Source organism: Daejeonella sp., from assembly GCF_044342615.1.
GTDB lineage: Bacteria > Bacteroidota > Bacteroidia > Sphingobacteriales > Sphingobacteriaceae > Daejeonella.
Genome location: NZ_JBIIPN010000064.1, coordinates 1 through 14,027 on the forward strand (window position 1 = coordinate 1; position 14,027 = coordinate 14,027).

Sequence of the window (14,027 nt, forward strand, 5' to 3'; positions counted from 1 at the left end):
TGAGGCTGATTTTGGTGCAATCATAAAAAGAAGTCGCGCTGTTGCCGATGGGATGAGCAAGGGTGTTCAATTCTTAATGAAAAAGAACAAAATCGAGGTCATCATGGGCACTGGTAAAATAAAAAAAGGTGGAAAAGTTGAGGTTCTTGGTGCAGATGGATCCACAAAAGAATATACCGCTAAACATACTATTTTAGCCACTGGAGGTCGTTCACGTGAATTACCAAACTTAAAACAAGACGGCAAAAAAGTGATTGGATACCGTCAAGCTATGGTATTAGCTGAACAACCTAAATCAATGGTTGTTGTAGGCTCTGGAGCAATTGGCGTAGAATTTGCTTATTTCTACAATGCATTGGGTACAAAAGTTACCATAGTTGAGTATTTAGATAATATTGTTCCTGTTGAAGATGAAGATATCTCAAAACAATTGGTGAGAAGCTTCAAAAAATCTGGAATTAACATCATGACTGGAACCAATGTGGAGTCGGTTGATACAAGTGGAAAAACATGCAAGGTAACCGTTAAGACTGCTGTTGGGACAGAAGTTATAGAATGTGATATTGTTCTTTCGGCAGTTGGTTATAGCCCTAATTTAGAAAATTTAGGCTTAGAAGAAGTTGGTATTACCGTAGATAAAGGTCGTGTTCAAGTTGATGATTTCTACAAGACCAATATTGAAGGTGTTTACGCCATTGGAGATATTGTTAAAGGACAAGCATTAGCACACGTTGCTTCTGCCGAAGGAATTATTTGTGTTGAGAAAATTGCAGGACATCATCCAGAGCCTTTAAACTACAATAATATTCCTGGATGTACTTATTGCTCTCCAGAAATTGCCTCTGTTGGATACACCGAAAAAGCAGCAAAAGAAGCTGGATATGAAATTAAAGTTGGGAAATTCCCATTCTCTGCATCCGGAAAAGCAAGTGCTGCAGGTGCTAAGGATGGTTTTGTAAAAGTGATTTTTGATGCTAAATATGGTGAATTCCTCGGCGCTCACATGATTGGAACCAATGTTACTGAAATGATTGCAGAGGTTGTTGTAGCTAGAAAATTAGAAACTACTGGCATGGATATCGTGAAAACGGTGCACCCTCACCCTACCATGAGTGAAGCAATTATGGAAGCTGCAGCTGATGCGTATGGTGAAGTAATTCACTTGTAAAATATTAAAATGAAATTATTTACGATCGAAACAGGCTTTTTTAAATTAGATGGAGGTGCTATGTTCGGCGTAGTACCAAAATCTATTTGGCAAAAGACTAATCCCGCAGATGAATTAAATCTGTGTACTTGGGCCATGAGATGCCTTCTAGTACAAGATGGAGATCGTTTGATACTTATTGATAATGGCATTGGAAATAAACAAGATGAGCGATTTTTAAAACATTATCACTTACATGGCGATGATACTCTTGAAAAATCTTTAGCAAAAAATGGATTTTCAAAAGACGATATTACTGATGTGTTTTTAACTCATTTACATTTCGATCATTGCGGTGGATCTATTGATAAATTAGAAGATGGAAGTTTTGTCCCAGCCTTCAAAAACGCAACTTATTGGTCAAATGCTGAACATTGGCAATGGGCCATCGAGCCAAACGATCGTGAAAAAGCCTCTTTCTTAAAGGAAAACTTATTGCCTATTCAAGAAAGTGGTAAATTAAAATTCATTGACTGTGTTGATGGAATTAATTTTACCAATAATATTAAAATTCGTTTTGCATTTGGCCATACTGAATCTATGATGTTACCACAAATCTCCTATAAAGGTAAAACTATTCTTTATATGGCTGATTTATTGCCTTCTATAGGACACATACCTCTACCCTACGTGATGGCATACGATATGTTTCCTCTCAAAACTTTAATAGAAAAGAAGGAATTTCTTGCAGAAGCGGTGAAAAATGCTTATATTCTTTTCTTAGAGCATGATCCAATTAATGAATGCTGTACTCTACAAGACACAGAAAAAGGCATTCGAGTAAAAGATACTTTCAAACTTATTCAAGTTTAAGTTTGTTATAAATAAAAAAAGCAATCCAATAGGATTGCTTTTTTTATAGAATGAAAATTACAATGATTTAAACTACAGTGATCTGAGGCTTCGTTCCAGTAATCACATCAATTTCATCCATGACCTCCTGATTTAATAAAGGTAAAACTTCCATAGCTGTTAAATTTTCCTGTAGCTGACTAACTTTTGTAGCTCCTAGAATAACAGTACTTACATTAGGATTCTTGAGACACCAAGCAATTGCCAACTTGGCTAAGGTAGTATTCAATTTATCAGCTACACCTTTCAATAATTTAACCTTAACAATGTTTTCTTCAACCAAAAGTCTGTTTTTAAGCCAATCGAGACTCTCAATACTAAAACGCGTATCTTTTGGATTAGAATCATTATATTTTCCAGAAAGCAAACCAGATGCTAAAGGACTCCAAATGGTGGTACCCATTCCAAAATCTCTAAATAATAGTAAAAATTCATTTTCAATTTTTTCACGCCAAAGCATATTGTACTGAGGCTGCTCCATTACAGGTGGCACTAAATGATTTTTCTCTGCAAAATAATGTGCTTGCATGATTTCTAAAGCACTCCATTCCGATGTCCCCCAATAAAGTGCTTTTCCAGATTGAATTAATTGATGCATTGCCCATACAGTTTCTTCTATAGGTGTTTCCTTATCCGGGCGATGACAATAAATTAAATCAACATAATCTAGCTGAAGTCGCTTCAGAGCATTATGTGTCCCTTCAAAAATATGTTTCTTTGAAAGTCCAATCATATTGGGCTTCTTTTCTTCTGCTCCAAAAAATATCTTGCTAGAAACTATGTAAGAGCTACGATCCCAATTTTTCTTTTTAAGAATATTACCCATTACAATCTCTGACTTCCCACCTGCATAACCCTCTGCATTATCGAAGAAATTAACACCAGCCTCATACGCCACATCCATCAACTCTTCTGCCACCTTATCTTCAATCTGATTCCCAAAAGTTAACCAACTTCCAAGAGAAAGTGCACTCACTCTTAAACCAGATTTTCCTAAACGCCTGTATTCCATAGTATTATAAATATAAACTGTTAATTTATTTTTCTTTCTAAGATAGTAAATTGCAAAACAAAAAAAGATTTATCGATTCTAATGCTAAAAAATATCGCATAGCTCTGTAATATTTCTTAAATTGTGCGCCTAAATAAAATTCAAATTCGCACTAAGCGAAAACAGTAAAATGCAACTTACCCAACTGGAAATCAAAGGCTTTAAAAGTTTTGGTGATAAAATCACTATTAACTTTAACGAAGGTGTTACAGCAATTGTAGGCCCTAATGGTTGCGGAAAATCAAATGTTGTGGATGCTATACGTTGGGTTTTGGGTGAGCAGAGTACCCGAATGTTACGTTCCGAAAAAATGGAAAACATTATTTTCAATGGAACAAAAAATCGTAAGGCTTCCAATTTGGCTGAAGTTTCTTTGACATTTGATAATACTAAAAACATCCTTCCTACTGATTTTACAAAAGTTACCATAACTAGAAAACTTTATCGCTCTGGCGAAAGTGAATATCGATTAAATGATGTTGCTTGTCGTTTAAAAGATATCACAGACCTCTTTCTTGATACAGGAATTGGTTCTGACTCCTACTCTATCATTGAGCTAAAAATGATAGATGAGATCATTGCCAATAAAGACAATTCAAGACGTGCATTGTTTGAGGAAGCTTCGGGAATATCCAAATATAAGTTACGAAAAAAACAGACCTTTAACAAATTAAAGGATACAGAAGCTGATTTAAGTCGTGTTGAAGATTTACTTTTTGAAATTGAAAAAAACCTCAAAACACTTGAAAATCAGGCAAAAAAGGCAGAACGTTATTTTAAACTGAAAGAGCAATACAAAACATTAAGCATACTCCTAGCCTCTTTTCGTATTATTGGGTTTAGAGAATCACTTTCAAGACTTGAAGATAAAGAACAAGAACATGCCTTAGGCAATTCAGGAATTAGCACAGCAATAAATAATTTGGAAGCCTTATTGCAACAGCAAAAACTTGATAATTTGAAGCTTGAAAAAAATCTTTCCGTACAGCAAAAAGCTAACAACGATTTTATTGCTAAAATAAGAAACTACGAAAGCGACAAAAAATTAAAAAACGAACAATTACGCTTTTTAGAAGATAAAAAAACTCGACTAAGCGATGAGTTAGAGAAAGACAAAAACCAGCTTAACCATGTCTTTTACAATCAAAAACGATTAAATGAGGAACATCTTCAAGAAAGTGAAATCCTTACTAAATTACAAACATCTTTAGCGTCACAGCAATTAGAAATAAATGGACTTAGAGAGAATCAACAAAAATCAAAAGCTCAATTAGACTCTTACACAAAAGAAAATACTGACCTTCAAAATCAGGTTTATAAACTTGAAAAAGACATTGCCATTCTAAATATTCAAAAGGAAGCACTTTTTCAGGAAGCTAACCGAAATATGGAGGATACTATTTCTAAGGAAACTGAACTCAATGAATTCAATAAAGTAATTGATGAAATTGGTGGCAATTTAGCGTCTAAGCAAAAAGATTATACTAATAAAAAGGAACTTGAGGATGAGCTTAACCGTCAAATACAGCGAAGTACAGAAAAATTAAAAGAATTAAAGGATACTTTAAACCAAGAAAGCCGTAAGCTAGATTCCAAACAAAACGAATATAATTTAACTAAATCAATGGTTGATAATCTGGAAGGTTTTCCAGAATCTATTCGTTTCTTGAAGAAAAATGCTGGCTGGGCAAAACAAGCTCCCCTATTTTCGGATATTTTATTCTGTCGTGAAGAGTATAGGATAGCTATTGAAAACTACTTGGAACCTGTAATGAATCATTATGTGGTTGAATCACAGTCAGAAGCCATTCAGGCCATTCAATTACTCAACGACTCTTCTAGAGGACGTGCAAATTTTTTCATTTTAGATGCACTAAGTAAAAAAACTAAATCCAATACTGAAAAATTAAGCGGAACGAATTTAATTTCGGCACTTGACATTATCGATACCGACTCTAAGTATCGCCCTCTTTGTGAGATACTTTTAAACAATGTATATCTTCTCGAAACCGGTGATGAACAAGAACTCAAATCTGCTCTACCTGAAGAACAATTTGTAATTCTCAGTAAATCAGGAATGTTCTCAAAAAACAGAATTGGCATGTCTGGTGGATCTGTAGGTTTATTTGAAGGGAAAAGAATTGGGCGTGCTAAAAATTTAGAAAAGCTTTCAAAGGAAATTAGTAGCACAGAAGCAAGCTTGACTAAGTTAAAGTCTGAAATTGAAATTGAAGAAGAAAATCTTAAAAACCAGAGTGAATCATCTCAAAAAGATTTTATTAACCTCCTTCAAATTGAGATTAATAAACTAAGTAATGAGTTTACTTCTGTAAAAACAAAGCAGGAACAATACCTGGCTTTTATTGAAAATAGTCTAAATAGAAAGCAAGACATTGAACAAAAAATTTCAAGTATAAGTGCTGAATTATTAACTTCTGAGCCTCTTTTGGCTGAATTGAAAATCAAAAAGAACGAAAAAGAGGTCCAATTAATACAATTCCAACAAGAATACAATGAACTTACCGAGCTCTTAAGTAATAAGTCTGGTTCGTTTAATCAGGAAAATATCCGTTTTCATCAACAGCAAAACAAAGTTTCGAGCATCCAAAAAGATTTGGAATACAGAGAAAGTCAGCAAAAATCACTCGAAACTAAAATCGAAATTAATACTAGCGAGCTTGAAAAAACGAATTTAAGCATCAAAGAATCATTACAACATGCAGATCATTCTGATGAAGATTTAATTGCGATGTACGCTCAAAAGGAAGAGTTTGAAATTGCACTAAGAGACTCAGAACAAGAATTTTATGGTTCTAGAGGGAAAATTACTGAGATTGAAGAAAACATTAGTACGCTCCGTAAAAACAAAGAGTCAGCTGATTTAATAAGTAATGAGTTAAAGGATCAAAAAACAGCTATAAAACTTGAATTGAACGCTTTAAAAGAACGTTTATCTGTCGAATTTTCAATTGATATTGCTGAACTTTTGGATGATGAGATCAATCAAGCTCAGGAAACTGAAAATGAACAAGATTTGCGTGAAAGGACTGAAAAATTAAAAAAGCAACTTGATGAATATGGCGCTATCAATCCGATGGCGATGGAAGCATACCAAGAAATGAATGAGCGTTATACATTTATTCAATCGCAGAAAAAGGATCTTTCAGAAGCAAAAGCCTCACTTTTACAGACTATCAAAGAAATTGATGATACTGCAAAAGAAAAGTTCATGGAAGCCTTTACAAGTGTTAGAACACATTTTATTGAGGTTTTCCGTTCATTATTTAATCAAGAAGATAGTTGCGATTTGATTTTAGCGGATCCAACAAATCCTTTAGAATCTGATATAGAAATCATAGCTAGACCAAAAGGTAAAAGACCATTATCCATCAATCAATTATCAGGAGGAGAGAAAACGCTAACTGCGACAGCAATTTTATTCTCCCTATATTTATTGAAACCTGCCCCATTCTGTATATTTGATGAAGTGGATGCTCCTCTAGATGATACAAATATTGATAAGTTTAATAATATAATACGTGAGTTCTCTGATCGATCTCAATTCATCATTGTATCCCATAATAAACGTACTATTGCAAGTACTGACATAATATATGGTGTTACAATGGCAGAACAGGGTGTTTCTAGAGTGGTGGCTGTTGATATGCGTGAGGTTGCTTAAGTTTGGGTGCTATTTAAAAAATTAATATGAAAAAAGTTCTTTTAATCATTGCTTTACTTTTAGGGTTTAAATCTCAGGCTCAGCTTATAAATAGAGCTGACTTATTAAAAGATATTGAGATTTTAGCATCCGATAAATATGAAGGACGAAAAACTGGAACTTCTGGAAATCATGCTGCTGCGGAATATATCATCGATAGATTTAAAAAAATAGGTCTTAACTCCATTAATGAGGATTTTAAGCACGATTTTAGTTTTAAAAACCGAAAGTCAGAGCAAGTAAATGGGACTAATTTAATTGCTTATATCAAAGGTAAAACAGAAGATATAATCGTTGTTTCAGCACACTATGATCATGTGGGTATCAATAATTCAAAGATTTATTACGGAGCTGATGACAATGCCTCTGGAGTATCTGCTTTATTAAGTATCGCTGAATATTTTAAAAAACATAAGCCACAAAGCACAATTTATTTTATCGCCTTTGATGCAGAAGAAATGGGTCTTCAAGGTGCATATGCTTTTTTAAAAGATCCTAAGACTAATAAGAAAGCCATAAAATTAAATATTAATATGGATATGGTTTCCCATAATGACAAATCGGAATTATATGCAGCAGGGACCTATAAAACGCCAGTTTTAAAAGAAATTATAAAGGATGCAGATAAAAATACTGGAATAAATATAATTTTTGGACATGATGTTCCTGGTAGCGGGAAAGATGATTGGACCATGCAAAGTGATCAAGGTCCATTTGCGAAAGAAAATATACCCTTTATTTATTTTGGCGTTGAAGATCATAAAGATTACCACCAAGCAACTGATACCTTTCAAAATATCAATCAGGATTTTTTCTACGCAGCAGCAACTGCAATTTTAAAAAGTATAATTAAACTAGATAAAGATCTTCAAAGGATAAAATAAATTCCCCCACTCCTTAATTCAAAATTCTTATCTTTGATATGCAAGCCGTTCTATCGCCGTGATGAAAGTCAAGGAGGAAAGTCCGGGCAACACAGAGCATCCTGCTTCCTAACAGGAAGGCATCATGAAAATGGTGACGGAAAGTGCCACAGAAAATATACTTCCTGCTTCGGTAGGTAAAGGTGAAAATGTGAGGTAAGAGCTCACGGTACGGTATGGCGACATGCTGTGCGGTAAACCCCAGGAGTTGAAAGACCAAATAGGTTCCGGAAGCGAAGCTGCTCGTTTCCTTTGCTGCAAAACAGCAAAATCCGGAATGGGTAGGTCGTTAGATCATGTAAGCAATTTCATGGCTAGATAAATGATAGAATTTTCGATTTATCGGAAAACAGAACCCGGCTTACAGGCTTGCATTATTTTTTAAATCATTTTTATTAATTTATAGTTAAATAATTATTTAAATTATTATAACAATCTTTAAATTAATTCTCTAAAATATATGGCAAAAATTCTAATAATAGATGATGAAAGGTCAATACGTAATACATTGCGTGAGATTTTAGAATATGAACAATATCAAGTAGATGACATAGACAATGGTTCTGATGCACTGATACTTATCTCTAAAAACGAATATGACCTGATTCTTTGCGATATAAAAATGAATAAGATGGATGGTATGGAGGTTCTGATAGAGGGACTAAAAATACAACCAGACTTACCCTTTATCATGATTTCTGGACATGGAACTGTAGAAACTGCTATTGAGGCCAGTAAAAAAGGAGCTTATGACTTTATAACTAAACCACCCGATTTAAATAGATTGCTATTAACGGTTAGAAATGCCCTAGAACGCAAAAATTTAGTTACAGAAACCAAAGTATTAAAGCGTAAAGCAAGTCGCACACGTGAGATGCTAGGTAAATCAACCGCCATTCAAAAAATTAAAGATACTATTGAACGTGTTGCCCCTACCGATGCGCGTGTATTGATAACCGGTGCTAATGGAAGTGGGAAAGAGTTAGTTGCGCGTTGGCTTCATGAAAAATCGAACCGAGCAGATTCTGTATTAGTTGAAGTTAATTGTGCTGCCATCCCTTCAGAATTAATTGAAAGCGAGTTATTTGGTCATGAAAAAGGATCTTTTACCTCAGCCATTAAACAAAGAATTGGAAAATTTGAGCAAGCCAATGGTGGAACATTATTTTTAGATGAAATTGGTGACATGAGTCTCTCCGCTCAAGCAAAAGTATTACGTGCACTCCAAGAAAATAAGGTAACACGTGTAGGTGGAGAAAAAGAAATTGATGTTGATGTACGTGTGATAGCTGCAACCAATAAAGATCTCCAAAAAGAAATTGAGGCGGGTAACTTCAGAATGGACCTTTATCATAGACTAAGTGTGATCTTAATCCACGTACCAAATTTAACTGAGCGAAAGGAGGACATTCCTCTAATTGCTCAAAACTTTTGTACCGAAATTTGCAATGACTATGGTATGCCCATTAAAGCTATCAGTGGAGAAGCTATGGATGCATTAAAAAACATGGCGTGGACTGGTAATATTAGAGAGTTAAGGAATATGATTGAGCGTCTTATCATTTTGAGTGATAAAGTAATAACAGATAAGGATGTCATAGCTTTTGCTAACCCGAATTCAATAAGCTCAACATCAGTAGGCTCAAAAAATAATCATTCCTTAAATTTTGACAGTTTTTCTAATTTTCAGGAATACAAAGATTATGTAGAACGCGATTTTATTAAATATAAATTGGAGAAAAACAATTGGAATGTATCAAAAACAGCCGATGAAATCGACATTCAAAGAAGCCATTTGTATAGTAAAATTGATAAATATAGTTTAAAACGAGAAGAATAAAGCCTTGAAAATATTAAATCAATAAGCTTAAAGCGTCTTAATCTCTGATACTAATTTTTGAAGTACATCTTTAGCATCTCCAAACAGCATGGATGACTTAGGTTGAAAAAATAGTTCATTCTCTATTCCTGCATAACCAGGATTCATACTTCTCTTGTTAATTATTACCAATTTGGCTAACTCAACATCTAAAACCGGCATACCATAAATTGGTGATGAAGGATCTGTTTTGGCAGCAGGATTAACAACATCATTTGCGCCTAAAACAAGGACAACATCTGTTTGAGGAAAAACATCATTAGCATCTTCCATTTCCAAAAGACTTGAATAGTCTACATCAGCTTCTGCGAGCAATACATTCATGTGTCCTGGCATTCTACCCGCTACTGGGTGGATAGCGTAGTTTACTTCAACTCCTTTATCACTAAGAAGTTTTTCAAGTTCATGACATACGTGCTGAGCTTGAGCAACAGCCAATCCATAACCTGGGACAATCATTACCTTTTTGGCATAAGCCATTACAACTGCCGAATCGCTGATGCTAATCTCTTTATAGGCACCCTGATCTTTGGAGGCAGCACTAGATTTTGATCCACCAAATGAACCTATTAAAACATTACTTAGAGGCCTATTCATGGCCTTACACATTAAAATAGTTAAAATAGTACCTGCAGAACCTACCAAAATACCTCCAGTAAGCATCACTGGATTATTGTATAAAAAGCCTCCAAATGCGGCTGCAACTCCTGTAAATGAGTTCAACAAAGAAATAACAACTGGCATATCGGCGCCACCAATAGGCAACACGAAGAATAAACCATAAATTATAGACAAGGCGAATACTACATAAAATAAGGTGTGAATTTGTAAATCACCTGAATAAATTGAGTAACCTGAAAGACAAATAATTACACCAAAAATTAGCAGATTCATGATATGCTGACCTTGGAATGAAAAATCCTTAATCCTTCCATTTAACTTAGCCCAAGCCACCATACTACCGGCAAAAGAAATAGTACCGATAATCAATCCCGCAAAAATGATTAATAAAATACTATGATCAGAGTCCCTACCATCTTTAATTAAAGAATAAATATGATCAAATTCTAAAATAGAAATTAAAGCTGCACAAGCACCACCCATACCGTTAAACAAACTAACCATTTCGGGCATGGCAGTCATTTTTACCCTTTTTGCTGCTAGAGTACCTAAAATTGAGCCAATAATTAAAGCAGCAAAAATCCATGGATAATTTTGCAGTTTAAGGCCATCCTCTTCATAAAGAAAAATAGTCCCAAAGATTGAGATTGCCATTCCTGCAGCAGCAATGAGGTTACCCCTTCTAGCACTTTCCGGGTGACTCAACATTTTTAATCCGATGATAAATGTTACTGATCCAATTAAGTAACAAATGACAAGTATGTTTAATTCCATGTAATAATTTATATTAAAATGATATATTCTATTGGCTATTTTAAAATCTATTTTTTCTTTTTAAACATTTCCAACATCCTATCTGTAACCACAAAACCACCCACAACATTCAATGTCCCTAGTATCACAGCCAAAAATCCTAAAATTAGGGCAGTTATATTCTCGCTTGAAACTTTACCCATTACAATAATAGCCCCGATAATAACAACCCCATGAATTGCATTAGCACCACTCATTAAAGGAGTATGGAGCACGCTTGGTACCCTACCTATGACTTCAATACCTAGGAAAACACTTAAAAGAACGATATAAATCATATCCTGATGAAGAGTAAGCCAATTTAACATAGTTTCCATTTCTAATATATATTAAAATTTATATCTATTTATTTAACAATTATTTATACAAATTATATAAAGTAATACTTTACATTCCTGCTATTTCTTTAACTCGATTATTACAAATCTCGCCATTATGAGTAATGCAGGTACCTTTAACTAGATCATCTTCGAAATTTAAGTTTAGTGAACCATCTGTTCCAATAATTAACTGTAAGAAATTTAAAATATTCTTACCGTAAAGCTTACTCGCATCAGAAGGCATTGTAGCAGGTAAATTTGAGTTACCAATAATAGTCACATTCTTATATCTAACAGTCTCAAGATCTTTAGTTTGAGAAGTATTACCACCGGTCGCAGAGGCTAAATCAATAATTAAAGAGCCTGGTTTCATATTATCCAAGATAGCATCTGGCAATAAAATTGGAGCTTTTTTACCTGGAATTTGGGCTGTAGTAATAATAACATCCGCTTTTGAAGCCACATCTGCAATTTTTTCTCTTTGTTTTTGAAGATATTCTTCTGTTTGAACCACTGCATATCCACCAGCATTGGAAGCATCAAGAGCACCTTCAACTTCTATAAATTTAGCACCTAAACTCATCACCTCCTCTTTTACAGCGGGTCTAGTATCAAACACTTCAACAACGGCACCCAAACGTTTTGCTGTGGCAATTGCTTGTAAACCTGCAACACCAGCACCCAAAATCATTACTTTCGCTGGTGCGATGCTTCCCGCAGCAGTCATAAACATTGGGAAATATTTAGGCAATTGCATAGCTGCTAACAAAACCGCCTTATAACCAGCAATATTTGCTTGAGAGCTCAAAATATCCATGCTCTGCGCTCTGGTAGTCCGAGGCAACATATCCATGCTAAATGTTGTTAATCCCTTTTGAGACCAGTCTTGCATTAAATTTAAATTACCTAAGGGACTGTAAACTCCTAATACAATGGTATTTTTCTTAACACTTTTTAAATCTTCATTCGACAAAGAATTAATAGTCAAAAGAACATCAGCATTTTTTAAAATTTCATCTCTTGTACTCAATAAAGCACCCTGTTCATTGTATAAATTATCAGGTGCAAAAGCCAAAATACCGCAATTATGCTCCACTAAAACTTGGATATTTTGTTTGGTAAGCACTTTTATGTGTTCTGGAATTAAAGAAACTCTAGTTTCAATTGATGGTTCACGTAAGATTCCAATTATCATAGAATAGGCTGTAAATGAGTAATTTTCACAAAATACTTAAAATAATTAAAGAATAAAAAAGAAAGGTATTTTAAATGAAAATCATGGCTTTTAGGCATCATGATTTACAATCATATTTAAAAGAACTAAAGCAAAATTTGCTTACAAAAAACTATATTTGCATTTCAGATGAAGCACATAAGAAATTTTTGCATAATTGCTCATATAGATCACGGTAAAAGCACCTTAGCCGACCGTCTTCTGGAGTACACTAACACGATAACTCAACGTGAATCTCAGGCTCAGTTGCTTGACGACATGGATTTAGAACGTGAGCGTGGTATCACAATAAAAAGTCATGCTATCCAAATGGATTATATTCAGGATGGTCAGCCCTATGTTTTAAATTTAATTGACACACCTGGGCACGTAGATTTTTCCTATGAAGTTTCTCGTTCCATTGCTGCATGCGAAGGGGCACTATTAATTGTAGATGCTTCACAAGGTATTCAGGCTCAGACCATTTCAAATCTGTATCTTGCTTTAGAGCATGATTTGGAAATCATACCAATTCTTAATAAAATGGACCTTCCGGGTGCGATGCCTGAGGAGGTTAAAGATCAGATTATTGAATTAATTGGTTGTAAGCGTGAAGAAATTATTCCTGCTTCTGGAAAAACTGGTTTGGGAGTAGATAATATATTAAAAGCTATTGTAGAACGTATTCCAGCGCCAAAAGGAAATCCTGATGGTGAATTACAAGCTTTAATTTTCGACTCAGTATTTAACTCATTCCGAGGTATTATCGCTTATTTTAAAGTCTTAAATGGAGAAATTCGTAAAGGAGATAAAGTAAAATTTGTAGCTACTGATAAAGATTATATTGCGGAGGAAGTTGGCACTTTAAAACTAACTCAAAAGCCAAAAGATGTAATAAAAACTGGTGATGTAGGTTATATCATTTCTGGTATCAAGGAGGCTCGTGAAGTAAAAGTTGGAGATACCATAACTCACAAAGAAAAACCAAGTAAAGAACCAATTAAAGGTTTTGAAGAAGTTAAACCAATGGTTTTTGCCGGAATTTACCCTGTTGATACTGATGAGTACGAAGAATTGCGTGAAAGCATGCACAAATTGCAGCTAAACGATGCTTCAATCGTATTTGAACCTGAATCATCAGCAGCATTAGGATTTGGATTTCGTTGTGGATTCTTGGGAATGCTTCACATGGAGATCATTCAAGAACGCCTTGAACGTGAATTCGACATGACGGTTATTACAACCGTTCCCAACGTTTCTTATAAAGCGTTTACATCCAAGGGTGTAGAAATTGATGTTCATAATCCTTCTGATCTTCCTGACCCTAGTAAACTAGATCATGTTGAAGAACCTTATATCAAGGCTAATATCATCACTAAATCAGAATTTGTTGGTTCAATCATGTCTCTTTGTATTCAAAAAAGAGG

At 34.5% G+C, this 14,027-nt stretch carries 10 protein-coding genes and 1 other RNA gene; 7 read left to right on the forward strand and 4 right to left on the reverse strand.

What is annotated here, in order from left to right:
* Nucleotides 1-1,168, forward strand: a 1,168-nt coding sequence (lpdA, locus tag ACIQ0D_RS07175; RefSeq protein WP_395804150.1) for a dihydrolipoyl dehydrogenase, incomplete at its 5' end; no start/stop codon positions are given.
* 9 nt (nt 1,169-1,177) lie between these two features.
* Nucleotides 1,178-2,020 (forward strand): MBL fold metallo-hydrolase, encoded by an 843-nt coding sequence (locus ACIQ0D_RS07180; RefSeq protein ID WP_395804152.1) that lies wholly within the window; start codon nt 1,178-1,180, stop codon nt 2,018-2,020.
* A 67-nt stretch (nt 2,021-2,087) separates the two neighbouring features.
* On the opposite strand, the gene ACIQ0D_RS07185 is transcribed toward ACIQ0D_RS07180, so the two are convergent.
* Nucleotides 2,088-3,071: a potassium channel beta subunit family protein gene (locus ACIQ0D_RS07185; protein ID WP_395804154.1), complete on the reverse strand. Its 984-nt coding sequence runs from the start codon at nt 3,069-3,071 to the stop codon at nt 2,088-2,090.
* Nucleotides 3,072-3,240: 169 nt separating this feature from the next.
* Here ACIQ0D_RS07185 and smc point away from each other — a divergent pair, with 169 nt between their 5' ends.
* From smc to ACIQ0D_RS07205, 4 genes are all read left to right on the forward strand, one after another.
* Entirely contained in the window at nt 3,241-6,792 is a 3,552-nt protein-coding gene (gene smc / locus ACIQ0D_RS07190; protein WP_395804156.1) for a chromosome segregation protein SMC, read from the forward strand.
* 26 nt (nt 6,793-6,818) lie between these two features.
* The gene (locus tag ACIQ0D_RS07195; RefSeq protein WP_395804158.1) at nt 6,819-7,715 is read left to right on the forward strand and encodes a M28 family peptidase; all 897 of its coding nucleotides are present in this window, start codon (nt 6,819-6,821) and stop codon (nt 7,713-7,715) included.
* A 37-nt stretch (nt 7,716-7,752) separates the two neighbouring features.
* An RNA gene (gene rnpB / locus ACIQ0D_RS07200) (RNase P RNA component class A) lies at nt 7,753-8,134 on the forward strand.
* An 80-nt stretch (nt 8,135-8,214) separates the two neighbouring features.
* Nucleotides 8,215-9,594, forward strand: a complete 1,380-nt coding sequence (locus tag ACIQ0D_RS07205; RefSeq protein WP_395804160.1) for a sigma-54-dependent transcriptional regulator — start codon at nt 8,215-8,217, stop codon at nt 9,592-9,594.
* Nucleotides 9,595-9,621: 27 nt separating this feature from the next.
* On the opposite strand, the gene ACIQ0D_RS07210 is transcribed toward ACIQ0D_RS07205, so the two are convergent.
* From ACIQ0D_RS07210 to ACIQ0D_RS07220, 3 genes are all read right to left on the reverse strand, one after another.
* The gene (locus ACIQ0D_RS07210) at nt 9,622-11,028 is read right to left on the reverse strand and encodes an NAD(P)(+) transhydrogenase (Re/Si-specific) subunit beta (RefSeq protein ID WP_395804162.1); all 1,407 of its coding nucleotides are present in this window, start codon (nt 11,026-11,028) and stop codon (nt 9,622-9,624) included.
* Between the two features lie 47 nt (nt 11,029-11,075).
* On the reverse strand, nt 11,076-11,384 hold the full coding sequence (locus tag ACIQ0D_RS07215; RefSeq protein ID WP_395804164.1) for an NAD(P) transhydrogenase subunit alpha: 309 nt from the start codon (nt 11,382-11,384) through the stop codon (nt 11,076-11,078).
* A gap of 70 nt (nt 11,385-11,454) precedes the next feature.
* Nucleotides 11,455-12,582: an NAD(P) transhydrogenase subunit alpha gene (locus ACIQ0D_RS07220; protein ID WP_395804166.1), complete on the reverse strand. Its 1,128-nt coding sequence runs from the start codon at nt 12,580-12,582 to the stop codon at nt 11,455-11,457.
* Nucleotides 12,583-12,750: 168 nt separating this feature from the next.
* On the opposite strand from ACIQ0D_RS07220, the gene lepA reads away from it, so the two are divergent.
* Nucleotides 12,751-14,027, forward strand: a 1,277-nt coding sequence (lepA, locus tag ACIQ0D_RS07225) for a translation elongation factor 4 (protein ID WP_395804168.1), incomplete at its 3' end; no start/stop codon positions are given.